Annotated in this window: 21 protein-coding genes; 3 read left to right on the forward strand and 18 right to left on the reverse strand. The window is 40.6% G+C overall.

Going from position 1 to position 23895, the window contains the following annotated elements; translation table 11 throughout:
• From HY841_00510 to HY841_00560, 11 genes are all read right to left on the reverse strand, one after another.
• Complete coding sequence (locus HY841_00510) at positions 1–1080, reverse strand: hypothetical protein (protein MBI4929214.1); 1080 nt, start codon at positions 1078–1080, stop codon at positions 1–3.
• Positions 1081–1262: 182 nt separating this feature from the next.
• Positions 1263–2213: a hypothetical protein gene (locus HY841_00515; GenBank protein MBI4929215.1), complete on the reverse strand. Its 951-nt coding sequence runs from the start codon at positions 2211–2213 to the stop codon at positions 1263–1265.
• A 33-nt stretch (positions 2214–2246) separates the two neighbouring features.
• The gene (locus HY841_00520) at positions 2247–2621 is read right to left on the reverse strand and encodes a hypothetical protein (protein MBI4929216.1); all 375 of its coding nucleotides are present in this window, start codon (positions 2619–2621) and stop codon (positions 2247–2249) included.
• Between the two features lie 200 nt (positions 2622–2821).
• Positions 2822–3391 carry a helix-turn-helix transcriptional regulator gene (locus tag HY841_00525; protein ID MBI4929217.1) on the reverse strand — a complete coding sequence of 190 codons (570 nt, stop codon included), beginning with the start codon at positions 3389–3391 and terminating at the stop codon, positions 2822–2824.
• 9 nt (positions 3392–3400) lie between these two features.
• On the reverse strand, positions 3401–5026 hold the full coding sequence (locus tag HY841_00530; protein ID MBI4929218.1) for an efflux RND transporter periplasmic adaptor subunit: 1626 nt from the start codon (positions 5024–5026) through the stop codon (positions 3401–3403).
• A gap of 139 nt (positions 5027–5165) precedes the next feature.
• Positions 5166–6410: a TolC family protein gene (locus tag HY841_00535; protein MBI4929219.1), complete on the reverse strand. Its 1245-nt coding sequence runs from the start codon at positions 6408–6410 to the stop codon at positions 5166–5168.
• 9 nt (positions 6411–6419) lie between these two features.
• On the reverse strand, positions 6420–10247 hold the full coding sequence (locus HY841_00540) for an efflux RND transporter permease subunit (GenBank protein MBI4929220.1): 3828 nt from the start codon (positions 10245–10247) through the stop codon (positions 6420–6422).
• Positions 10248–10276: 29 nt separating this feature from the next.
• Positions 10277–10813 carry a hypothetical protein gene (locus HY841_00545; protein MBI4929221.1) on the reverse strand — a complete coding sequence of 179 codons (537 nt, stop codon included), beginning with the start codon at positions 10811–10813 and terminating at the stop codon, positions 10277–10279.
• A 32-nt stretch (positions 10814–10845) separates the two neighbouring features.
• Positions 10846–11064, reverse strand: coding sequence for a hypothetical protein (locus HY841_00550; GenBank protein ID MBI4929222.1), 219 nt, complete (start codon positions 11062–11064; stop codon positions 10846–10848).
• Between the two features lie 104 nt (positions 11065–11168).
• A complete protein-coding gene (locus HY841_00555; GenBank protein ID MBI4929223.1) occupies positions 11169–11540 on the reverse strand; it encodes a hypothetical protein in 372 nt (123 codons plus the stop codon).
• Between the two features lie 134 nt (positions 11541–11674).
• The gene (locus HY841_00560) at positions 11675–12457 is read right to left on the reverse strand and encodes a T9SS type A sorting domain-containing protein (GenBank protein ID MBI4929224.1); all 783 of its coding nucleotides are present in this window, start codon (positions 12455–12457) and stop codon (positions 11675–11677) included.
• A 217-nt stretch (positions 12458–12674) separates the two neighbouring features.
• Between HY841_00560 and mdh the strand changes: the two genes are divergently transcribed.
• Complete coding sequence (mdh, locus tag HY841_00565) at positions 12675–13613, forward strand: malate dehydrogenase (protein ID MBI4929225.1); 939 nt, start codon at positions 12675–12677, stop codon at positions 13611–13613.
• A gap of 164 nt (positions 13614–13777) precedes the next feature.
• Positions 13778–14203, forward strand: coding sequence for a clan AA aspartic protease (locus HY841_00570; GenBank protein ID MBI4929226.1), 426 nt, complete (start codon positions 13778–13780; stop codon positions 14201–14203).
• A 92-nt stretch (positions 14204–14295) separates the two neighbouring features.
• Here HY841_00570 and HY841_00575 read toward each other — a convergent pair whose 3' ends face one another.
• The 3 genes from HY841_00575 to HY841_00585 form a co-directional block, all read right to left on the reverse strand.
• Complete coding sequence (locus tag HY841_00575; protein ID MBI4929227.1) at positions 14296–15519, reverse strand: ammonium transporter; 1224 nt, start codon at positions 15517–15519, stop codon at positions 14296–14298.
• A 128-nt stretch (positions 15520–15647) separates the two neighbouring features.
• Positions 15648–16766 carry a porin gene (locus HY841_00580; GenBank protein MBI4929228.1) on the reverse strand — a complete coding sequence of 373 codons (1119 nt, stop codon included), beginning with the start codon at positions 16764–16766 and terminating at the stop codon, positions 15648–15650.
• A 150-nt stretch (positions 16767–16916) separates the two neighbouring features.
• The gene (locus HY841_00585) at positions 16917–17321 is read right to left on the reverse strand and encodes a DUF393 domain-containing protein (GenBank protein ID MBI4929229.1); all 405 of its coding nucleotides are present in this window, start codon (positions 17319–17321) and stop codon (positions 16917–16919) included.
• Positions 17322–17373: 52 nt separating this feature from the next.
• On the opposite strand from HY841_00585, the gene HY841_00590 reads away from it, so the two are divergent.
• A complete protein-coding gene (locus HY841_00590) occupies positions 17374–18180 on the forward strand; it encodes a YdcF family protein (protein MBI4929230.1) in 807 nt (268 codons plus the stop codon).
• A 41-nt stretch (positions 18181–18221) separates the two neighbouring features.
• On the opposite strand, the gene HY841_00595 is transcribed toward HY841_00590, so the two are convergent.
• The 4 genes from HY841_00595 to HY841_00610 are packed head-to-tail and all read right to left on the reverse strand — an operon-like array spanning position 18222 to position 23875.
• Complete coding sequence (locus HY841_00595) at positions 18222–19946, reverse strand: M1 family metallopeptidase (GenBank protein MBI4929231.1); 1725 nt, start codon at positions 19944–19946, stop codon at positions 18222–18224.
• Positions 19947–19951: 5 nt separating this feature from the next.
• The gene (locus tag HY841_00600; GenBank protein MBI4929232.1) at positions 19952–22561 is read right to left on the reverse strand and encodes a valine--tRNA ligase; all 2610 of its coding nucleotides are present in this window, start codon (positions 22559–22561) and stop codon (positions 19952–19954) included.
• A 50-nt stretch (positions 22562–22611) separates the two neighbouring features.
• On the reverse strand, positions 22612–23484 hold the full coding sequence (nadC, locus tag HY841_00605) for a carboxylating nicotinate-nucleotide diphosphorylase (GenBank protein MBI4929233.1): 873 nt from the start codon (positions 23482–23484) through the stop codon (positions 22612–22614).
• Positions 23477–23875 carry a DUF4783 domain-containing protein gene (locus HY841_00610; GenBank protein ID MBI4929234.1) on the reverse strand — a complete coding sequence of 133 codons (399 nt, stop codon included), beginning with the start codon at positions 23873–23875 and terminating at the stop codon, positions 23477–23479. Before HY841_00610 ends, nadC begins: the two co-directional genes overlap by 8 nt.
• Positions 23876–23895: the final 20 nt, after the last annotated feature.

A 23895-nucleotide genomic window follows, 5' to 3' on the forward strand; every position in this document is an offset into this window, starting at 1 on the left:
TTATTTAACTGCAACAATACCTGTTTTTAAAATTTGTGATGAATTTCCAATCCTGTATAAATAAATTCCATCTGAATAGTTATCAAACGATACGATAATCTTATTCTCAAACAAAGAAAGCAGCGGATTAATTTTTCTTCCGGTTAAATCAAATAGTTCTATGGAATAATCCCGCACTGAAATATCGTCTGGGAAAATAAAAATCATCTCTTTGCCAGACAAAGTATTAATAACCTGTACCGTATTGTTTTGAGAAAGTTCTGGCGTGCCAAGAACAGCTGTTTTGAAAGCTGAGTAACGCGCATCCTGATAATAGGTGTTTTCCTGATGAAGCGAGCTTTTGAAAATCTGCATAACAGGGAATCCCAAAGTTTTAGTGAACCAGTGATAGTAATAATTGCTGTCAGTTGTGCTTTGCAGGTTTCCAACACTGTTAACATAAATACTGTCATAAATTATTTCAGTGGTTTGCACACGCAATGCGGCAGAAGTATCCAACGGAGTAATTACAGTTCCCCATCCATCGGCAATGCATCTATTTTGGATGTATCTTACTTTGACGGTATCAACGGAAGAATAATAAATCAGCCGGGCATCTTCCTGCAGCGTGTCTCCGTATTGCATCAGGGGAAAAACAAATCGCATCTTGTCATAAGTTTTAGCATCCGTTTTATAATATCCATATAACAATACTCCGTTATTATTTTTTATACAATAGGTGTAGTTGCAGTATTCCTCGTCAAGATGTGTGATGTGTGAATGTACAATGTAACAATCTTTTTTGTAAGCAAGATTGGAAAGAGGAAAATCATTGGCATAAGCAGTGCTTGATGGCAGAATCCAAGTAAGCGTATCGTAAGAGTTTTGCAAACTGCCGCAGCAGGATTGAAGATTGCTGAAATCCCATAGTACATTAGCTCCGACATTTCCCGGTGAGAGAGTCAACGCTTGCGTGCTGTCAACCTTAACAGAAATCTGCACATCGCCCACAGAAGGCAAATCATTTGTATTAAGAATAATTTGTGAGGACAAGGGCAAAGTGAGAAGTAAGGCGAATGAAGATAAAATTGTTGTTTTCATTATTTGAAATTTATTAATCATCATGATCGTGTAATTCCAACTGGTTTCCTTGCCACCTGCTATCGCGGCATAAATGCAGGAGTACAAACACGGACATCACTCCGTGCAGGTGGCATAAAGTGAAAAAATCACTACACATATAGTGAAAATCTTTATGCTCCTTTCTGCGCTCCTGCAAATTTTTATTTATTTTTCTTTTCTACTAAATTCATTCCGCATTTGGGACAACTGCCGGGTTTGTCTGATTTTACTTCGGCATGCATCGGGCAGGTGTATGTCTTTGCTGTTTCTTTCTTCTCAGTTTTTACATCTGATTTTTTTACGGTCTTTTTCTCCAACGTCATTCCGCATTTTGGGCAGTTACCGGGTTGAGCGGCTTTCACTTCAGCATGCATAGGGCAGGTATAAATAATTGTATCCTGAGCGCCTGTGTTGCTGTCTGTTTTATTTTGGTTTGTTGCGTTGTCCTTCTCCTTACTTTCCATTTTATTCATATCGCTCATACCTCCCATCATCGGGCACATCATTTTCATTTCTTGTTTTCCTGATGTATTTGATTTTTTCACCAGCGCCATTCCGCATTTGGGGCAGTTGCCCGGGTTGTCTGACTGCACTTCGGGGTGCATGGGGCAGGTGTAACCTGCTGCTGCTGTTGCATTTTCTTTTCCTACTGCATCGCCATCAAACCGTGCGGTTATGTTTTCGCCATTAATTTGCAGTGTTAAGAAACAAATAAACGAACCTGTTTTATTTTGCATCTGTCCTGCAAACCCGTTTTCTCCTAACGGTTCTAATGTTATTGTTCCGGTGCTTTTATCCGGATAAGTGATTTCAGCTTTGCCCGTAATGCCCTTATTGCTGATGGGCTTTCCTTTTTTGTTCATCAGAAGAAAAGTGAGTGGGTCATTTGCAAGAAGCGGCTGGTACACCATTTCAATAGTGTATTTGCCCACCTTCTTCACGGTGCCTCCATACATAGCATTCTTGTTTGGATTATCGGAAACGGTAGTAGTATTATTCATACTGCTCATGTTTCCACCGCCACCTCCATGGCATCCTTGTGCAAAAGAAAAAGTGTGTGTGCAAAATAGGGTGATGATTGCTGCTGCTGAAAAAATGATTTTAGTTTTCATAATTTTATTAAATGGTATTTAATTTAGTTTTTATTATTGAACTGTTATTGCAATTGATTTTGATTGCGATTTTCCGCAGCCATCTTTTGCCAAACAAGTAATTGTTTGCTGCCCTGAATTGGCTGGAACTTTGTATGTAATCTCAGCGCTGTTTCCGGTGATATTGCCTGCGCTTGCTGACCAAGTGTAGCTAAGAGAGCAGCAGGATTTGACATTAACACCGCTTGCTGTAATTTTGGTTGTTCCGTTTGATGACAATGTTGTTTGCTCTGCGGTTAAAGTGAGGGATGAGAGCGATGATGTTTTATTTTTATTCATCATCGTGTTGTTTTCTTTATTGCAGGAATATCCTGCCATAAAAAAAATGGCAGCTAAAGCTGCCGGAAAAATTGTTTTTACTGTTTTCATTGTGTTTGGTTTATGCCGAAGGCATCCCTTCGGGATTGATTTGTTGTTTTTTGTTTGTGAGGTCTTTGTTCCTTTCTGAAGTTGGTATTTTCAATTGCGAGGTGGTTTGTTTTACGGATGAGAACCGGAGTATAAATTATTTTCCGAAGGTCATGAATAAATATCGATTTCTTGTTACACAATAACGCAAAAGAGTTATACTATATTTCATCTATCCCCTGCCGTTTCTTTCTTTTCAGATGCAGGTATTGAGTTTTTGTGAGCATTGTAACAGATTTGAATTGGGCGGAAAAGTGCTGCAAACTTTTGTAGCCGAGCGCCCGTGCAATTTCACCGAAAGTCATTTCACCTTCTTCCAATAATTCTTTCGCCCGTTCAATTTTTTCAAGAATGATGAAACGCTCAATGGTGATTTTGGTTTGTTCTGAAAATATTTTACTTAAATGGCGATAGGGCTTTTTTATTTTTTCGGATAAATAGTCGGTGTACTTTATTCTTTCAAATTCCCGCTGATGAACATGTATCAAATCATACACGCAGTGTTTTATTTTTTCAACCAGTTGTTCTTCTTCCGACAGGATTAATTCAAAACCATTTTTATGCAACATGTTTTTTATTGCCGATAAACATACTTTAGGGCTTTGCCTGAAGCTGGCTTGACCTAATTCTACCGAAGAAACATTCAGCCCGAGTTTTTTCAATTCATCTTCCACCACTTTCATGCAGCGCTCGCAGCACATGTTTTTTATATGAATGGTTTGAATGTGCATGATTAGTTTTTACATTTCATCCGTCTTCCTCTCATACCTGCAACAATCTGGTAAATTATTATACGATTCCTCCGTGGCGGTTTTATATTCCGTATCGTGCCCGATTGCGGTAATTGCATCGCTTACCTCCACCGGCTTTAATAGTTTGTTTTCTGAAACAACATTAATGATTTTCGTTTCCTTGTTCCAGTCAGCCGACAGAATACCTTTCAAAGACAGCGCTGCCTTTTCAATGCGTGCCTGACACATTTCACAGTTGCCAAATACTTTAAATGAAAAAGTAGTTGAGTTTTCATTTGTCATTGATGTTTTGCTGTTGCTTTTTTTATCTCTGGCATCCATTTTCATTTCTTCGTGATTAGGTTCCATGGATTTTTTTCCTCCATCAGATTTCGGATTCATCATGCTTTGCTTGCCTGCCAGTTGCGCAGCAGCATCCACTTTAAACACTCCGTTGGTTACGATTTCTTCACCTTCCTTCAAACCGTCTTTCACCACATAAAAACTGCCGGCATCTTCTCCCAGTGTGATTTCGCGGTATTCAAAAGTGGGTTTGGTTTGTTCTTTCACTTTCACATATACAATTGCTTTTTTTCCTGTCCATAATACAGATGATTTAGGAATGAGCAATGCATTTTCTGAAGAAGACAATTTTGTTTTAATGATACCGCGAACAAACATTTCGGGTTTAAGTAAATTACCGGGATTGACTATTTCTGTCCGCACATACGCCACGCGGGTTTCGGAATCCATCAGCGGGTCAATAAATGTTACTTTACCGTTGAACATTTTTCCGGGCATTGATTGAACTTCAAAGCTCACATTATCGCCTGTTCGTATCCAGGGCAAATCGCTTTCGTAGGCGTCAAACAAAATCCAAACGGATGATAAATCCGAAATTTCAAAAAGTAACGCTCCTTCGTTTACATAATCGCCAAGAGCAACGTCCCGTTTTGTTACTGTGCCACCGAGCGGAGAAAGCACATCAAAATAATTCTGTGATTCCCCGTTCTTTTCAATGTTGTCTATTTGATTTTCTGAAAGCGACCAGAGTTTGAGTTTGTTCCTTGCGGCTTTATAATATTCCGGATTGCTTTGCTTGAACTTAATCGCTTCAAACAATTCTTTCTGTGCCGTGATTAAATCAGGAGAATAAACGGTGGCGAGTTTTTCGCCCTGCTGCACATTCTGTCCTGTAAAGTTTACAAAGAGTTTTTCTATTCTTCCTGCAAAACGTGAAGTGATAACGGCAATTTTCCGCTCATCGGATTTCACTTTGCCGGGCAACCGGATTTCTTTTCCGGGGGATGATTTCTGAATAATGGTGGTTTGTACTTCGGCAATTTTCATAGCGCTTTCGCTCATTTGTATTTTATTCCATACGGTATCTTGGTTATCCGAGCCGTTATTGACGGGTATCAGGTCCATTCCGCAGATGGGGCATTTGCCCGGCCTGTCTTTTCGTATCTGCGGATGCATAGAGCATGTCCATATTTCTTTTTGCCGTTCGGTGCTTTTATCTGATGAGATTGACTGAGAAGGATTTTCCTTCCCTCCTCCAAAAATCATCCATCCGATACTTATCCCTGCTATAAGTATCGCTGCATAGATGAAAAGCTGTTTTTTGTTTTTCATATTTTAAAGATTTAAATCCTCGAAAAACGAATTTGTACGAAACATACGAAAGGAATTTCGGTTAATCTTTCCCTTCTTTTCTTACTTCTGGTTTGGCTGTTATTTTCGTACTGTTCGTACCGTTTCGTTTTTCGTTGATTTATTGTTTTCCTGTTAAATAATTAATAGTTGCTACACTTGCATTCAGCATCGCGCGGGCATCTTCAAGTTCCAGTGCATACATCAGTTCCTCTTGCTGCATTCGCAGCACTTCTTCAAAATCGGTTCCTGCCGCAGAGAAAGTGGAAAGCAATAATTCACGGGCGTTCTTTGCAAGGTTATACAACCGTGTATACAAAATCATTCTTCGTTGTGCATCCAGATAATCGCGGTAGCCCGTTTCCAGTTCGCTGTTGAGTTCATTGGACCTATTTACTTTTTCATAAGTTGATGATTCGCTATTGTATTTTGCCTCGTTCACCATGGCGTTATATTTTTTTCTGTTCAAGGGAATCATCACGCCTATTTCCGGAAACATATACATGTCTTTTCCGTTGTTATGTATATGACCATTTGTTTCAATTCGTTTTGACATATTCATATACGTTGCACCGATGGTAAAAGAAGGATATCCGGTTTTTTTTGCAGCTTCCATTTGTTTTTCCCACGAAGCAATATCATAATCAATTTGTTTGAGCGAAGGATTATGTGCCGCGATGGAATCCATCAGAACCGTTTTTGCATCCGGAAGAGAATCTTTCCATAACGTATCAGGAAACACCAATGAAGTTGAAATTTTAGTATTAAGAAATTTTTCCAGTTCCGCCCTCAATGGCAATTCGCTGTCTTTAAGGTAAGCGAGTTTATTTTCCAATTCGGCAATTTCCATATCGGAGCGAAGCACATTTACAAAAGAACCCTTCCCTGTTTCAAATTTTATTTTAGCAAGTTCGCGCATGGAACGCAGCAACTCCAGATTCTCATTGCTGAGCTGAACAGATTTGTGCTGAACATATAATTTAAAATATACTTCTTTCACCTCTTTGAAAAGTTTATTTCTTTCATTGATAAACGATTCATATTTTGATTTTGCCATTTCGGCTGCTGCTTGTTCCTGCGCTTTCAGTTGTCCGAACCATGGAAATGTCTGCGATGCGGATAACGTGAACCTTTCCTTTCCCATTTCAAGATAAAGAGGAGTGGTAAAATACTGGAACATCAGGTTCGGATCGGGCAGCGCTTTTGCCTGAGGAAGTTTTTCCAAAGCGGCTCTGTATTCGCTGAAAGCGGATTTGAGCGCAGGATTGTTTTCGGATGCTGTTTTTAAATACGCGTTTAATTCCTGCTGTGAAAATAAATTATTTACAGACCAGAAAAAAAACAAGCAGACGATTAAGTTTTTCATATCTGTATTTTATAATTTTGATTTCAATTCTCTTTTAACAACGCTTTCTCTCCACACGCATTGCAGTATCGGCACAATGTACATGGTCATCATTTGAATAATCATTCCGCCAAAAGTGGGAATGGCAATAGGAATCATCACATCCGCTCCTTTTCCTGTGGAGGTTAATACCGGTAGCAATGCGATGATGGCGCATGCCGCTGTCATTACCGCAGGACGCACGCGTTTTTTTCCTGCAATCACCACTGCATTGCGTACTTCTTCTATTGTAGTCGGTTTTAATTTTTCAAATGTCTGGTGAATGTATGTTCCCATGATCACACCATCGTTGGTGGCAATTCCGAACAAGGAAATAAATCCAACCCATACCGCTACACTCAGGTTAATAGTGTGCATCTGAAATAAATCGCGCATATTCATTCCCGCCACTGAAAAATTCATGAACCAATCCTGTCCATAAAGCCAGATCATAATAAACCCTCCGGCAAATGCCACGAACACACCTGAAAAATGGATGCAGGATGCAGTAACAGTTTTGAACTGGAAATAGAGAATCAGAAATATTATGAGTAACGACAGCGGGATAACAAGCATGAGCCGTTTGGCAGCTCTCACCTGATTTTCAAAGTTGCCTGAAAATTTATAACTCACACCGGGGGGAACAACAAAATCACCGGATTTAATTTTTGCATCAATGAACCGCTGCGCTTCTTCCACCACATCCACTTCGGCATAGCCGGACTTCTTATCAAAAATCACGAAGCCGGTGAGAAAAGTATTTTCCCCGCGAATCATTTGCGGACCGCGCTTGTAAGTGATTTCTGCCAGTTCACCCAATGGAACCTGAACCATTTTAGGTGTTGGGATAAGAATTTTTTTCAGGTCTTCAGGGTTATCTCGGAACTCACGCGCATAACGTATGCGGATAGGAAATCGTTCACGCCCTTCCACCGTAGTGGATATTTTCATGCCGCCTATGGCGGCACTGATGGTGGTTTGCATATCTTCCACCGTTAATCCGTATCGCGCAATAGCTTCGCGGTCAATTTCAATTTCCAGATAAGGTGTTCCAACGATGCGATCGGCAAAAACAGAAGGCGCAGAAACCGAAGGAACCTGTTTGAGAATATTTTCTAATTCAATTCCTACTTTTTCGATGGTGGCAAGGTCGGGACCAAATACTTTCATTCCCATTGGTGCGCGCATTCCGGTTTGAAGCATGATAAGACGGGTTTCGATGGGCTGAATTTTCGGAGCGGAAGTCATACCGGGAATAGAAGCGGCTTTAATAATTTCTTTCCAGATGTCATCGGCTTTTTTTATTTCTGGCCTCCATTGGCGAAAATATTCTCCATCATCATCGGAAATAAGTTGCTCATCAGAAATATTTTTGTAGCCATCTCTGTTGATGTTGTAAGTAGTGCTGTCCTTCAATAAAAAATTTTCTTCTTTATCCACTTTAAATCTCACACGGTGTCCGTCTTCATCCAGAATATATTCCGGTTTGTAGTTGATAAGATTTTCATACATGGAAACAGGGGAAGGATCCAAAGCAGAATTTACGCGTCCCCATTTTCCCACCACATTTTCCACTTCAGGAATTGCGCGCACACGCTGGTCGAGCATGGCAATTACATCCATATTTTCTTCTACTCCCGAATGCGGCATGGTGGTAGGCATCAATAGAAAAGAACCTTCGTTCAAAGAGGGCATAAATTCTTTTCCTGTTCCGGGAAATTTGTGCGTCATATATTCCCATGCAGATGATTGCCGCATATTCAATCCGGTTTTTTCTATTCCATCCACCGCCCATCCGAACATTTTTTCGCTCCCTGTCCAGATTGTAAATCCCAGCAGAAGAGTAAAAAGCGGAATCATCATAAATTTCCACTTGTTGACCAAACACCAGCGCAATACCCGTTCATAGCTACGAACCATTAATGATATGGCTCCAAGCACTACGGCAATTATTCCGGCTACAAAAAGAAAATTTACAAATGTGCTGTTGTGCGCTCCCAGCGGAAGCCATTCTACTGCAAGGTAATACCCCGCTGCCAGAAGTATGATAAAATTATTAATGAGGTTTGGAATATTTTTACGATTCTCCACCCAGCGATGGTCAAGTAAATTATTAATTCCGAGAGCGGTAAGCGCTAATGCCGCATAGGTTCCAAAGAAAATTGTGAATAGCAGTCCGGCAATTATTATTACACTATTAAATATTGTGCGCAGTTTCTTTTTATCTGAACGAAGAGAAAAAATATAATAGGTCAATGCCGGCAATGCAATCATGCCGGATATATAGGAAGCAACTAATGCAAAAGTTTTTGTGTATGCCAATGGGGTGAAGAGTTTTCCTTCCGCTGCTTCCATAGTGAAAACAGGAAGAAAACCTACAATGGTGGTTGCAAGCGCCACAGTAACAGCGGTTCTTACTTCAGAAGCGCCCGTGTAAATTACTTCTAACAATTTTTTTCCTTTTGCGTTGTGATTTTCGGGCATCTCCAGATGCCTGATAATATTCTCCACATCCACAATGCCAAGGTCAACCATCACACCGATGGCAATTGCGATTCCTGAAAGGGCAACAATATTGGCGTCAACGCCAAACAATTTCATGGCGCTGAAAGCCATCAGCACACCTACGGGAAGAAAAAATGAAACGATGATGGATGCTCTCAGGTTCATCAACAAAACAATAATTACAATAATGGAGATGAGCACTTCGTGTGATAACACCGATTCCAAGGTGCCGATTGTTTCTTTTATCAATCCGGTTCTGTCATAAAACGGAACTACAGAAACTTTCGAAACCGTACCATCGGCAAGAGTTTTTGAAGGAAGACCAGGGGCAATCTCTGCAATTTTCTTTTTGATTTTATCTATTACTTCTAATGGATTTGATTTGTAACGCGCCACCACCACAGCGCCAACTGCTTCCGCGCCTTCTTTATCCAATCCGCCAATGCGGATGGCGGGACCGAAGTTCACTTTCGCCACATCTTTTACGCGGATGGGAATGTTTTCGCGCACATCCACCACCGCGTTTTCCAGATCCTGAATTTTTTTGATGTACCCAAGTCCGCGCACATAGTATTGCGCCCGGTTGATTTCAATGGTGGCAGCGCCCACATCAATATTGCTTTTCATTACGGCATTCATCACTTGCTCCACATCAATGCGATGGGCTTTCAGCGCATCGGGATCAATGTCCACCTGATATTCTTTTACGAAACCACCTACCGATGCAACTTCAGCAACACCGGATACGGAATTGAGCGCATACTTCAGATAAAAATCCTGAATGGTGCGCAACTCCTGCGGATCCCAGCCGCCCGTTGGTTTTCCGGTTTTCGGATCGCGTCCTTCAAGCGTGTACCAGAAAACCTGTCCGAGCGCAGTGGCATCCGGACCCATTGTTGGCTGAACTCCCGAAGGCAACGTGCCGGGCGGAAGCGAATTTAATTTTTCGAGGATGCGGGAACGGCTCCAGTAAAAATCAATCTTTTCTTCAAAGATGATATAGATGAAAGACATTCCGAACATGGAGGTGCTTCGGATATCTTTCACACCGGGAATTCCAAGCAAAGCAGTAGTGAGCGGATAAGTGATTTGATTTTCTATGTCTTCAGGGTTTCGCCCCATCCATTCTGTGGCGATGATTTGCTGGTTTTCGCCTATATCGGGAATGGCATCCACTGCAACAGGATCACGCGGGAACCAATTCATTTTCCAATCGAACGGAGCATTTGCAATTCCCCATCCGATAAATCCCAAAAGCAGAAGAAAGGCGACTAACCTGTTTTCTAAAAAATACCGGATGATTTTGTTTAACATAAAATAAAATTTATCATTCAGTTCTTATTCTATTTCTCTTTCAGATACATTCCGCATTTAGGGCAATTGCCCTTTTTATCGTAGGTCTTTTCTCCTTCGCATTTCATCGGGCATTGAAAAGCAGTTGTGATTTCTTTTGCATTATTGTTTTTCTGTTTTACGAGATCCATTTTGCATTGCGGACACTTGCCGGGCTTATCTGATTTTATTTCAGGGTGCATCGGACAAGTATAAACTGCTTTTAACGTGTCCTGACTGTTTGTTTGAGATGTTGTTTTCTTTTCATTCGGATTTGCCTTTGAACAACACATTCCTTTGCCTTTCATTTGCATTTTGCAGTTTGAATTGCCAGCGGAAGTTTTATTTGCCAAATCCATTCCGCATTTGGGGCACTTACCGGATTTGTCATAGGTTTTTTCACCTTCGCATTTCATCGGGCATTGATACGTGATTTTTTCTTTTTGAACAGTGGTGTCGGCAGCAGTTGATTTTGTTTGTATTTTTCCGGTGGAAACAGCAAATACTGATATGAGTATCAGCCATACTAAAGAGTGTTTCGTTTTCATAGTTTTAAAATTTATTTTATTGTTGTTATTTTTTATTTCACTTTTTCCAGATCCATTCCGCATTGCGAACAAGTTCCCAGTTTGTCACTTTTTATTTCCGGATGCATGGGGCAGGCGTACTCAGCTTTTGCGGTATCATTGCTGACTGCCTGTTCGGTTTTGTTTTCTTGTTTTTCGGCATTATTGCATGAACTGAATGACATTGCCGTTGCCGTTAGAACTGCTGAGATCAAGAGGATGTGCTGTTTCATAATAAATAAAATTTAAATGGTTAATGAAGTTGCCTTTTTAGAATAAAAGCAAAAAAAGATTTGTACCTTCCTGAATTAAGAAAGCAAAATCGAGAGAAAAGAAATCAAACCAGAATGGAATGGAAAGCAATAACCCTGTCCGCAAATTTGGGAGGCGGAGAGTGGCTATTGACAAGAATGGAAGAGGTAAGATGGCCGATGGCAGATGGAAAAGAAAAATCCAAAACTATCGGAGCAATATTAATTTTTTCGACATGAAACTGGGAAGAAGGAGAATAATCATCAGTAATTTTTACATACTTTATTTCATTCTTGCAGCAACCCTTTTTCATTCCTGACTTTTTCTTACAGCTGCAATCCTGGGCAAGAATGCCTACAGAACTTAGTTTCTTTCCGCAGAAATGAGAATTGATGGTCATTCCCATTGCGCTGATGAGGAAAATTACGGTGAGAAATATGGAGAAAACTTTTTTCACTTCAATGATTTCTACAACAAAGATACCAATTAATCAGAAAGATATTTCAGAACATCAATAAAAAATGTTAAAACCTGTTTTTTGATTGTTTTGAAAGCATAAAACAAAGAAACCTTTAATATTTTAATAATAAATTATTTTGCAACGACAATCTTTTTTCGGATAAATCCTTGCTCTGTATTAATTTTCAGAAAATATATTCCATCGGACGCTTCGCGCAAATCAATTTGCTGATGTGAAGATGTGCTGATATGCTGATGAATACATTCTCCAAATACATTATAAACTTCTATGCTGTTCATCTGCACACCTGCCCATGCCGCAGGCGGGTTTTGAAATTTACTCACCTGCCCGTCCGGCAGGCGGGTCTGCACATTGAACACTCCGCTCGTTGGATTCGGAGAAACAATAACTGAATTCTGAAAATCATTTTCTGAAACACCTGCGCCTGTTGTACAATAATTCCGGATGGCAGTAGCTATTATTGAAGTATCATTTACGGGCAATCCCTGTGTGCTGAGATATAAAAGCTGGTGTGTGTTGCCGGCAGCCACCGCCACAGTAGGCATTCCGAAAGAACCGTAATACGCCACCTGTGCCGCACCCGAATCAAACGGAACAGAAGAAAACCCGTTCGTTGCCACCCATGTATTAATATCATGACAGAGTTCAGCGTTATTAAAAGCTGTTTGAAAGTAGCGCACATTGTTTCCGCAAGTGGGTTTCAGATTCTGATACATTACTTCCAGCACACTACCCGCATCCACACAGGACTGGCAGTTGTTCATCCAGAATTCCATGATGATGGCATTGCCTGAATCAAGTTCGCTGTAAAGAGTATGAACCTGCCCGTTGCAATCCGTCATGGAGAAATCCATAGCGGTGGTTGGCTGGGCATTTGAAAGAACCGAATTCAAGGAGAACAGTAATATGTATAAACCGGTTTTTTGCATTTGTGTTTATTAGAGGAAACAAATGTACTTTATTTATTTCTTTTCTCAAAATTGCGATTAGTCCGGCACTTGCGGAAACGCATTTTATCATACGCACGCTGCTCACCTTTTTCGTTTCAACATTTTTCTATATTTACGCCCCGAACTTAAAACATACTATTAATTCTTAAACTTTTTTACAATGAAAATAACTGTGGTTGGAGCCGGAAACGTAGGAGCAACCTGCGCTGACGTTATCGCTCAAAGAGATTATGCCAACGAAGTTTGGCTATTGGACATCAAACCAAATTTTGCCGAAGGAAAAGCCCTCGACATCTGGCAGGCGGCTCCCATTCATCTGTATGATTCGCGTGTGAAGGGAAGCACAAATGATTATTCCAAGACAGCGAACTCGGATATTGTTATCATCACATCAGGTCTTCCGCGCAAACCGGGCATGAGCCGCGATGATTTGATTTCTACCAACGCGGGCATTGTGAAATCGGTTACCGAAAATATTCTGAAGTATTCTCCCAACACCATTCTCATCATTGTGAGCAATCCGCTGGATGTAATGACGTATTGCGCTTATCTCACCGCGAAAAAACCTTCTTCAAAAGTTTTCGGAATGGCAGGAATTTTAGATACAGCCCGCTTCCGCGCTTTCCTTGCTACGGAATTAGATTGCTCACCCAAAGATATTCAGGCGGTGCTCATGGGCGGGCATGGCGATACCATGGTTCCGCTGCCGCGCTACACTACCGTTAGCGGAATTCCGGTCACCGAACTTATCGCGAAAGATAAATTAGATGCCATCATTGACCGCACTAAAAAAGGCGGTGGAGAAATTGTAAACCTTCTTGGCACTTCTGCCTGGTATGCACCGGGCGCTGCTGCCGCTCAAATGGCAGAAGCCATTGCGCTTGACCAGAAACGGATTTTCCCGGTGTGCGCGCTGCTCAACGGAGAATACGGAATGAAAGACATTTATCTGGGCGTTCCTGTTAAACTCGGTAAGAACGGTATTGAGCAGATCATCGAACTCAAACTGAATGCCGAAGAGAAAAAATTGTTGGATGATTCAGCAAAAGCCGTGAAGGAAGTGATGGGCGTGCTGGATAATATGAAAGTAACTGCCTGACAGCAGTGCCCCATCCCTAAAGGGAGAAAATGAAAGTCCCAAGCATCAAGCCCCAAGTACCAAGTCCAAAGAAGCAGCCGACATCGGCTTTCCCTTGGAATTTTGGACTTGGAATTTGGAATTTGGGACTTTATTTCCTTTAGGGATTTAGGGCAAGACAACAAATGACTACTTCCATTCCAATTCAAATCTTAAAACTCGATGATGGCTTTCATCTTCTGATTTCCATCCGTGTAAACGGAAAAGCTGCCAGAGCGCTGATTGACACAGGCGCATCGCAAACGGTTTTTGATAACACGCGTATTAAACATTTCCTTAAGTCAGAAAAGCTGGAGAAGCACGACAAACTCTCCACCGGGCTGGGCACGAATGATATGAAAAGCCATTTAGTGGTGATGGAGAAGATTTCTCTGGGAAAGATTGAAATCAAAAACTATAAAACCGTTGTGATAGATTTGAGCCATGTGAATGCAGCGTACAAACAGATGAAACAAAAACCCATTGATGGCGTGCTGGGTTCCGACCTCCTCAAAAAATACAAAGCCGTGATTGATTACGGGAAGAAGAAATTAGTCATTACAAAAATCTGAAATATTAATTAAGGTTGAGGTTAAGGTTAAGTTATACTAAAACAACTCGGCTTTCCGAAATCACTACCAATGGTACAGATAACGAATCTCTCTTACAAAACCCCCTCATCATACGCTTTCTCACCGTGTTCTGATTCATCCAGCCCTTTATCCTCGCCTGTTTCGTTCACCCGCACTTTGGCAACCCTATTTATCAAAAAGAGCATTGCGTACGTAAACACAAACGCATAGAGGCAGGCGCCCAGCACGGCAATCACCTGATGCATGAAGAAAGTTGAACCACCGTGAAGCAAACCGTCAGCGCCAGCGGCATTTACAAACTTTGATGCGAACACTCCGAGAAGAATGGTGCCGAGGCATCCGCCAATTCCGTGAACGCCCCACACATCGAGCGCGTCATCCCATCCCATTTTATTTTTAAGATGCACTGCCAGGTAGCAGATACTTCCTGATGCAATGCCGATGGCTACAGCCGCGTTGAGCGAAACAAATCCTGCCGCGGGAGTGATGGTGGCAAGTCCCGCCACTGCGCCTGTGAGCAGTCCGACAAACTTTGGCTTCTTCACTAATGACCATTCAATGACGAGCCATGTGATGGCAGCGAATGAGGCGGCAACATCTGTATTTAGAAAAGCAAGACCCGTAACTGCATTTACATCCAGCGCGCTGCCTGCATTGAATCCATACCAGCCGAACCAAAGCAAACCGGTTCCGATGGCGATGAGCGGAATACTGTTCGGAACAGATTCTTTGTCTCTTCGTTTTCCAACATATATAACTGAAGCCAGTGCAGCAAATCCTGCGGTGGCGTGAACCACAATACCTCCTGCGAAATCAAGCACGCCCCATTGCGCGAGCAATCCGCCTCCCCACACCATGTGCGCGAACGGATAATAAACGAGCAATTGCCAGAGCACAAGAAATACCAAATACGATTTGAAGGTTACACGATTTACAAAAGCTCCTGTGATAAGCGCAGGCGTGATAATGGCGAACATCATCTGATACGCCATGAAAACAAACTCAGGAATATTTTTGTTTCCGGAAAATGCTGAATTCAGATTTACTCCGCGCATGAACGCTTTGTCAAAATTTCCGATTAAGCCGCCCATAGCATCACCGCTGAAGCAGAGCGAGTAGCCGCAGATATACCACATGATGGTGGTGATTCCCATCGAAACAAAACTCTGAATCATGATTCCGAGAATGTTTCGTTTGCCTGCCAATCCTCCGTAGAAGAAAGCAAGTCCGGGTGTCATGAGCATGACGAGACTTGTTGCAAGAAGCATAAAGCCGGTGGTTCCTGTGTCAAACATGGTGATTGAGATTTAGTAGCCCATCCCCAACCCTTCCCGAAGACAACCATAGGTTGCGACCGCAGGTAGGAGCTTGAGGGCATATTGTTTTTCTCCTTCCCTTTGGGGAGGCAGGGAGGGGCTTTTTTTCAAAATGAAACTCCGAAATGAAATAAGATTTCCAAACGGCTGTCTTCGTTTTCTTTCCAGCGGAAAATTTCCTGGTTGGCATCCATCTCTATTTGTCTTGCCTCCAGGCGAACATATGAATTGTCTGTGGGTTTGTATTCAACGCCTGCGGTGACTCCCCACAATTTCAATCCGGTTTGTTTATTTTGTTTGTCAATAATAATTCCTCCCATGAATCCCTGCGGGTCATTAAAGATTTCTTCTCTTGTGTAAACTGCAAACTTTTTCTTCAGTTGATATTTCAATCCAAGCACTCCGCTAAACATGGTTGCGTTGTTCTTATTTAATGTGTCTCCGTTTTCCTGCATGCAGTAATCTCCTCCCAGTTGCATTTTAAGTTTTCCGAACTGGTAATTGAAAAATAAATTATTGTGAAAGCGCAGGTGCGAAATGCTGTCGGCAGCTGTTGGTGTGTCATCGCCAATGTAATTGCTGTAGCCGATGTTTCCTTTATCTCCAAGCGCATACGTGGCAAGCAACCCGAATGATTTCATGCTGTTGTTATCCTCATAGATATTATATCCGTTCAGCACATACGCATTAATGGAAAGTTCAGCAGTAGGATTATAATTCAAACGGAAGCCGCTTTCGTAATACGGTTCATAAAAAGTATTGACAGAAATAGAACTCGCAATGTTTTCTTTGGGAAGAAGCCCTTCTGTTCCGAAATGCGTTCTGAAAAATCCTGCATCGAACCAGAGCTTTTTGCATAGCCGGACGCCAACATGCGCTTCCATTATATTATTGTATGTGCCCGACCAGGAGCTTAGCGGAATATCGCCAAACTGAAGCGCAACAATTCCCCGGATCTTTTCCGCGTCATATTGTGCCGTGAGCATTGCCGTGTTTAATCCAAATCCGCTTCGCGGACAAACGGAAGGGAACTTCTGGAAACTGCCATCGCCAACGCTGTCGGTATAATAAGCGTAATAAGCGTCAACATATCCGCTGATAATAATTTTAGCAGAATCTTTTTTTGTACTGACGGAATCTTTTTGCTGAGCGAAGGAAGTTTTACAAATAAAAAATCCTGCAAGGAGAGCAGGGAAAATCCATCTGAATAAAGAAAAATGTTTCATGGGGGAAAACAATTTTGTTTATGCAAACATAAATGAATTTGTTCGTTTAGCTGATCTATTAATAAAAAGATAGCCACATTGGTTTGTGGATAAACCCTGTAGGATAAAGATTTGCCCAAAGGGATACATCCGCCTGTTTCATGGAGGAAATTATAAAAACCGATCTTTCACACCATCAGATGGAATCATGCACTCGCTTCTTTTTCCCCACCATTTATAGCGGTTGCGTGCAATCAGGTTGTAACAAAAATTGCGGATGAAAGCGGGCACAATAATGAAAACAAAAGCAAGAGAATAAATTCCTCCCAGATGATATAATATATGAAGCCCTGCGGATGATTGGAGATATACCTTGTTATTATAGATCAGCACTGCGCTTTCTTCTTTTACAGAAACAGCATGCTCTTTCAGTATTTTTTTTCCCACCTCCGACTGCAAAGTGGTGAAACGGAATTTCTTTTTCTTATCGTGACGAATGATAAAGTTAACCCAGCGGTTGCAGTAATTGCAGATACCGTCAAAGAGAAGAACAGGATAGAAATGTTCTGACGCCATTTTTAATTGTAAAAGTTATAACTCCAGTGGCTATAAAAGTACGGTAAGTTAAATGATTCGTAAATTCGCTTCTGATTTGTATTATGTAAAAATGTTTTTCTTCATTTCTAAAATATTATCCTTTCTTATTACTCCGGTCATCTGGGTTTTTGTGCTGCTTTTGTTTTCACTTCTTTCAAAAAATCCTAAAAGGAAAAAACGAAGTTTAATCTGGGCGCTTTGTTTGTTTTACTTTTTCTCCAACTCATTTATTCTCGAAGAAGTGAACCGGGTATGGGAAGTTCCCGCCACGCATTACAAAGATTTGAAAACCTATGATGCGGGAATTGTGCTTGGAGGAATGCTGGAATATGATATAGATTTTGACCGGTTGCAGTTTTTCAGAGGAGCTGACAGATTGTTTCAGGCAGTGGAATTATATAAAACAGGCGTCATCAAAAAAATATTTTTTGTTGGCGGAAGCGGAAGCATTGAGTTTGCCCATATTAAAGAAGGAATGTTTGTGCGCAGGTATTTGCTTACGATAGGAATTCCTGACAAAGACATCTGGATTGAAAATGAATCGCGCAACACGCATGAGAATGCCATTAACGCAAAAGGGTTTTTAGAAGAGCACCAATATCAGAGCGGAAAATTTTTGCTTATCACTTCTGCCAGCCATATGCGCAGGGCATTCGGCTGTTTTAATAAAGTTAGAATTAATGTTTCTCCCTATAGCGTTGACCGCAATGCAAGTCCTGTAAGGCGCTACTCATTTGATCATCTGTTTATTCCTGATGTTGAAACGCTTCTCAAATGGGATGCTCTCATCCATGAATGGATTGGAATGATTGTTTACAAGATGAAAGGTTACGCATAGAACATGTAATAGGGGAGAAGGCAGATGGAAATGACTAATGACTAATGACCAATGACTCTCTTTTTCATTTTTTTATTTTCTTCCACACCGTAAAGAAGCATGAAGTCGTTAAAGGAAATCTGTTTGTAGGTCTGCTTGGAGATGAATGCTTTCTGAATTGTATTGGAGGGCGTTAAACTTTTCTTAACGATTTCGTCCAGCATGAGTTCAACAGGCATTTTGAAATCTGCTCCAACATTTTTCCACCGATAATAGAAATTCTCGCCTTCCCAGTAATATTCAAACACGGGAGCTTCCCGCTTATAGAGATATTGATTAAAGAACCAGTTGTAATTTTCATTTGTTTTTTCGTTCACCACAGAAATAAAATCCTTAGAGCTGGTTGTTTTAAGTTTGTATCTGTCGAAAAAAGTTTTCAGTATGTCAAAAAATACTGCATCATCATTGATGGTTGAGCGGAGCGTGTGAAGCACCCAAGCGCCTTTCTGGTAGCAATCGCTGTTTCGGTAATCAAAATATCTTCTGTCAACAGGCCCGACAACTGGCCATTTGTTTTTTATGAAGAGGCGGTAGAAAACCAGGTAGTTTAAATAAGCATTTTTTCCCTGCGTGCTTTCTACATACAATGCTTCGCTGTATGTTGCAAAACCTTCCTGCAGCCACACATCGGAAAAATCAGATGCGGTGATGGCATTTCCCCACCATTCATGAGCGCTTTCGTGAAGAATGATGTAGTCAAAATTTCCACCGAAACTGTTTTTATATCCGTGCCCGTAAGCAATAGCGGTTTGGTGCTCCATTCCTTCATAGGGAGATTCAATCAGTTTGTAACCATCCATATACCATGGGTATTCTCCAAAAGCTTTTTCGTAGAAAGCAATCTGCTCCTTTGCCTGAGGCAAATGTTTTTTTGCTTTTTCATAATTGTAAGTCAGCACATAATGATTGATGGGCAGAATTTTTCCGGAAGGCATTGTGTAAGTATCTGCGAGAAGGGAAAACTTTCCGATATAAATACTCACATCATATAAATTGATGGGATAAGAAATTCGCCATTGGTAAGTAACAAGATTTCCATTTTCTTCCTTTCTGATAAAATGCCCGTTGCTCACGGCTGTTAAATCTTTTGCAACGGTGATATTTACTGCAGCGCTGTCGGGCTCATCGTTGTTCACATCCTTGCAGGTCCACCAAAGAGACGCGCCTTCGGTTTCGCAGGCAACGCCTATCCAGGGATTTTTTTCTTTATCTTTTTTCCAGACGAATCCTCCCTTCCAGGGTGGTTTTTTTGCAACAAGCGGTGAACCTTCGTAATCAATATTGAGTTTGAATATTTCTCCTGTCTTTTGTTTGAATGCGATGAAGATGGCACCGTGCTTGCGGATGTAAGATGTATTTATGAATTTTGTATCCTTTTCCTGAATGGAATTTAATGTGGCAAATCCGATAGTATTCACCTTCATGTTCTCATACAAATCAATTTGCAATGTGTCAAAATCAGCAAGAGCAATGGCACTAATAATTACTTTTCCTTTCAGGTATTTTTTCTTTTCGTCAACAGTTACATTCAATTCATAGTAGGTAGCATCAAAGCAATTGCGGTATTTAGTGTTTTCCGTTCCTAAAAGTTTTGTGGTTTCTGAAAACTTTGGGTATTTACCTGCGTGCTTGGGAATGTGAACGCTTTTGTGAATGCCTAATAGAGAGCAGTCAGAGAAAAATAAGAGGCAAGAGGCAAGAGGTAAGAAGTAATATTTGCTCTTCACTGGCATTACTTTAGAGAGGCAAGTTGTTCTTCAATGGCTTTGATTTTTGTTTCTGCATCTGCTTGTTTTTTCCTTTCCATTTCAATTACTTCTGGCTTAGCTCTTGAAACAAAACGCTCGTTTGATAATTTTTTCTGAACGGATTGGAGGAAACCTTTGTTGTATTCCAATTCTTTCGATAGTTTTTCTTTTTCTTCATTTATATTTATTGAGGTTGAGATAGGAATATAAAATTCTGTAGCTAAAGAGAGAAAAGAAATCGAGTTGTTTGGTTTTTTAGAATTATGTTTGAATGAACTTAGGTTACACATTTTAATAACAATCGAATCAAATCGTAGTACTAATTCAGAAGGTAGAGAAGAATCAGCATGTAATTCTATCTTTTCTTTCGGTGAAATGTTTTGAGATTTACGAACGTTCCTGATTGTTGTAATATGTGTTTTTATTCCCTCAAAATCTTGAACAAGTTGCTTGTTGAAATCTATAACTTGCGGCCATTCAGAAACAATAATGCATTCTTTTTCTTTTCTGTCTTTTATAAGATGCCAGATTTCTTCTGTGATGAACGGCATAAAGGGATGAAGAACTTTCAAAAGCTTCTCAAAGAAATTTATTGTAGCGTCATAAGTTGTTTTGTCAATAGGATTTGATTTTCCGTCTACAAATTCCGGCTTTATCATTTCCAGATACCAGGCGCAGAAATCATCCCATAGAAGTTTGTATGTCGCCATCAACGCTTCAGATAACCTGAACTTTGAATATAAATCGTTTATGTTTTCCAGTTCAGCATTGAACTTTGCATTAAACCATTCTACTGCAATTTTGTTTCCTTCGCTTTGCGCTGAAGAATTTACTTCCCACATTTTTATCAAACGAAACGCATTCCAAATCTTGTTAGAAAAATTTCTTCCTTGCTCGCAATATGATTCGTCAAACAGCAAATCATTTCCTGCCGGAGCGCAGAGAAGCATTCCAACCCGCACGCCATCGGCTCCGAATTTTTCCATGAGTTCAATCGGGTCGGGAGAGTTGCCGAGTTGTTTGCTCATCTTTCTTCCAATCTTGTCGCGCACAATTCCTGTCAGGTAAACATTCTGGAATGGTTTTTCTTTTTTGTATTCGTAACCGGCAATAATCATTCTGGCAATCCAGAAAAATAAAATATCAGGCGCTGTTACTAAATCATTTGTGGGATAATAATATTGAATGTCTTTGTTATTCGGGTCTTTGAATCCGTCAAAAACAGAAATAGGCCAGAGCCAGGAAGAGAACCATGTATCTAATACATCTTCATCTTGTCTTACTTTTTCTGTTTTGAGTTTCGCTATTGCTTCTTCTTTTGTTTTTGCTACAGCAAAATTTCCTTTGTCATCATACCAAGCCGGAATCCGTTGTCCCCACCAAAGCTGACGCGAAATGCACCAGTCGTGCATGTTCTCCATCCAGTGCTTGTAAGTGTTGATGAATTTATCAGGAATTAATTTTATTTCTCCGTTCAGAATATTTTCCAGTGCAGGTTTTGAAATCTTATCCATCTTCAAAAACCATTGCATGGAAAGTTTCGGCTCAATCACCGCGTCTGTCCGTTCGCTGTAGCCGACTTTATTTTTTATATCATCTGTTTTTACAAGCTGCCCTTTTTCTTCCAGTTCTTTCACGATTTTTTTTCGGACAATAAATCTGTCTTCGCCAATAAATAATTGCGATGACTTACTCATCGTTCCATCAGGATTCAGAATGTCTATGGATTCGAGTTTGTGCTTAATTCCAAGATTATAGTCGTTGATATCGTGCGCGGGAGTGACTTTGAGCGCACCTGTTCCGAATTCTTTATCCACATACTCATCAAAAATAATCGGAACACTTCTGTTGACGAGCGGAACAATTGCTTTCTTTCCTTTTAATTTTTTGTAACGCTCGTCTTCCGGATGAACGCAAATAGCAGTATCACCAAGAATTGTTTCGGGGCGAGTGGTTGCAATCGTAATCCATTCATCAGAAGTTCCTTCAATCTGATATTTTACATAAAACAATCTTGAATTTACTTCTTTGTAATTCACTTCTTCATCTGAAAGCGCGGTCAATCCTTTCGGATCCCAGTTCACCATGCGCACTCCGCGGTAGATATATCCTTTCTTATGTAAATCAATGAACACATCAATCACCGCTTCGCTCAGAGAATCTTCCATCGTGAAGCGAGTTCTGTCCCAATCGCAGGAGCAACCAAGTTTTTTTAATTGATCGAGAATGATTCCTCCGTATTTTTCTTTCCATTCCCATGCATAATTGAGAAATTCTTCGCGGGTTATGTCCGACTTCTTTATTTTCTTTTCAGCCAGCATAGCAACCACTTTTGCTTCTGTTGCAATACTCGCATGATCAGTTCCCGGAACCCAGCATGCATTTTTGCCAAGCAACCTGGCTCTGCGAATCAATACATCCTGAATCGTATTATTGAGCATGTGCCCCATGTGCAAAACGCCCGTAACATTTGGCGGAGGAATTACAATGGTGTACGGCTCGCGTTCATCCGGTTTGGAATGAAAATTTTTTTTCTCCAGCCAATAAGAATACCATTTGGATTCAACTTCTTTTGGAGAATATGTTTTGGGAATGTCAGACACTAATCAGAGGAATAAATGAAAGATAAAAATAGGGAAAAGATTCAGATGGCTGTTAAAGACATATCGAGACTCTTTACGCTATGAGTAAGTGCACCAACGGAAATATAGTCAGCGCCACAGGAGGCGTACCTACGAATATTTTTTTCATTTATTCCTCCTGAAATTTCGGTTTCAAACTTTCCATTGATGAGATGAAGAACCTTTTTGATTTCAGAAATTGAAAAATTATCAAGAAGAATCCTGTCAACACTTCCGATGGATATTATTTCTTTTACTTCTTTCTGGTTTCTCGCTTCAATTTCAATCTGAAGTTTTAATTTTTTCTTTTTGAGATAAGCATTTGCAGATTCAACTGCTTGTTTAATTCCTCCCGCGAAATCAATATGGTTGTTCTTAATGAGAATCATATCATACAATCCGAAGCGGTGGTTATATCCTCCGCCAATTCTTACCGCCCATTTTTCCAGATCGCGGAGAAGAGGTGTTGTTTTTCGTGTATCAAGAAGTTTTACTTTATATGGTTTGCAAAGAGTAATAAGTTTATTTGTCTGCGTTGCAATTCCGCTCATGCGTTGCATGCAATTGAGAACAAGTCGTTCTGCAGTGAGAATGGAACGTGCGCTGCCTTCTACAATAAAAGCAATATCTCCCTTTTTGACTTTTGTTCCATCTGGCAGAAAAAATTTTATCCGCAGATTTTTATCGAAAGAAAGAAAGATTTTTTCAGCAAGAGAAACTCCTGCAATGATTCCATCGTCTTTAATAATGAGTTTTGATTTTCCTTTAGCATTCTCCGGAATGCAAGAAAGAGTAGTATGGTCACCATTACCGATATCTTCTTTCAGTGATGAGAAAACAAATTGATGTAAGTCAAAATTATTTGAGAGAAGAGAGAAGGATTGAAAATTATTCATCCTGAACTTCGAATCGGAATTGCTGAATAGTTAAACCTGCGCCTTCTTTTTTGAAAAGAAAATAGGAACGGAATTTTTTTCCTGCTGTTGTTTCATAAGTTCCGATGGCAAACTGGTCACCACTTTTGGAAGTGCCTTTATGCATTACCGCAAATGATTTGATGGGGTTCTTTGAAAAAAAGTCCTTAAGAATCAGTTCTGCCTGCGCTTTACTGTAAATATCTTCCTTATCAAGAATTTTGAGGTCAACATTGGCAGAGAAAAATTTAGCCACACTTGCAGCGTTTCCTGTTTTAACGGCAGCAGCAACATCATCGGAGATATCCAAAACCGGTTCAGTTGGTGGCTGAATCAGTGTGAAAAACATCAGTATGGAGAGAAGTGTGTGCATATATTCGTTTTCAGATTAAA

The organism is Bacteroidota bacterium, from assembly GCA_016213405.1.
Classification (GTDB): domain Bacteria; phylum Bacteroidota; class Bacteroidia; order Palsa-948; family Palsa-948; genus Palsa-948.

Bases quoted from the DNA above. Each gene is read 5' to 3' on its own strand.
- HY841_00510 (MBI4929214.1), bottom strand. From the start codon at position 1,080: ATGAAAACAACAATTTTATCTTCATTCGCCTTACTTCTCACTTTGCCC.
- HY841_00515 (MBI4929215.1), bottom strand. From the start codon at position 2,213: ATGAAAACTAAAATCATTTTTTCAGCAGCAGCAATCATCACCCTATTT.
- HY841_00520 (MBI4929216.1), bottom strand. From the start codon at position 2,621: ATGAAAACAGTAAAAACAATTTTTCCGGCAGCTTTAGCTGCCATTTTT.
- HY841_00525 (MBI4929217.1), bottom strand. From the start codon at position 3,391: ATGCACATTCAAACCATTCATATAAAAAACATGTGCTGCGAGCGCTGC.
- HY841_00530 (MBI4929218.1), bottom strand. From the start codon at position 5,026: ATGAAAAACAAAAAACAGCTTTTCATCTATGCAGCGATACTTATAGCA.
- HY841_00535 (MBI4929219.1), bottom strand. From the start codon at position 6,410: ATGAAAAACTTAATCGTCTGCTTGTTTTTTTTCTGGTCTGTAAATAAT.
- HY841_00540 (MBI4929220.1), bottom strand. From the start codon at position 10,247: ATGTTAAACAAAATCATCCGGTATTTTTTAGAAAACAGGTTAGTCGCC.
- HY841_00545 (MBI4929221.1), bottom strand. From the start codon at position 10,813: ATGAAAACGAAACACTCTTTAGTATGGCTGATACTCATATCAGTATTT.
- HY841_00550 (MBI4929222.1), bottom strand. From the start codon at position 11,064: ATGAAACAGCACATCCTCTTGATCTCAGCAGTTCTAACGGCAACGGCA.
- mdh (MBI4929225.1), top strand. From the start codon at position 12,675: ATGAAAATAACTGTGGTTGGAGCCGGAAACGTAGGAGCAACCTGCGCT.
- HY841_00570 (MBI4929226.1), top strand. From the start codon at position 13,778: ATGACTACTTCCATTCCAATTCAAATCTTAAAACTCGATGATGGCTTT.
- HY841_00575 (MBI4929227.1), bottom strand. From the start codon at position 15,519: ATGTTTGACACAGGAACCACCGGCTTTATGCTTCTTGCAACAAGTCTC.
- HY841_00580 (MBI4929228.1), bottom strand. From the start codon at position 16,766: ATGAAACATTTTTCTTTATTCAGATGGATTTTCCCTGCTCTCCTTGCA.
- HY841_00585 (MBI4929229.1), bottom strand. From the start codon at position 17,321: ATGGCGTCAGAACATTTCTATCCTGTTCTTCTCTTTGACGGTATCTGC.
- HY841_00590 (MBI4929230.1), top strand. From the start codon at position 17,374: ATGATTCGTAAATTCGCTTCTGATTTGTATTATGTAAAAATGTTTTTC.
- nadC (MBI4929233.1), bottom strand. From the start codon at position 23,484: ATGAATAATTTTCAATCCTTCTCTCTTCTCTCAAATAATTTTGACTTA.
- HY841_00610 (MBI4929234.1), bottom strand. From the start codon at position 23,875: ATGCACACACTTCTCTCCATACTGATGTTTTTCACACTGATTCAGCCA.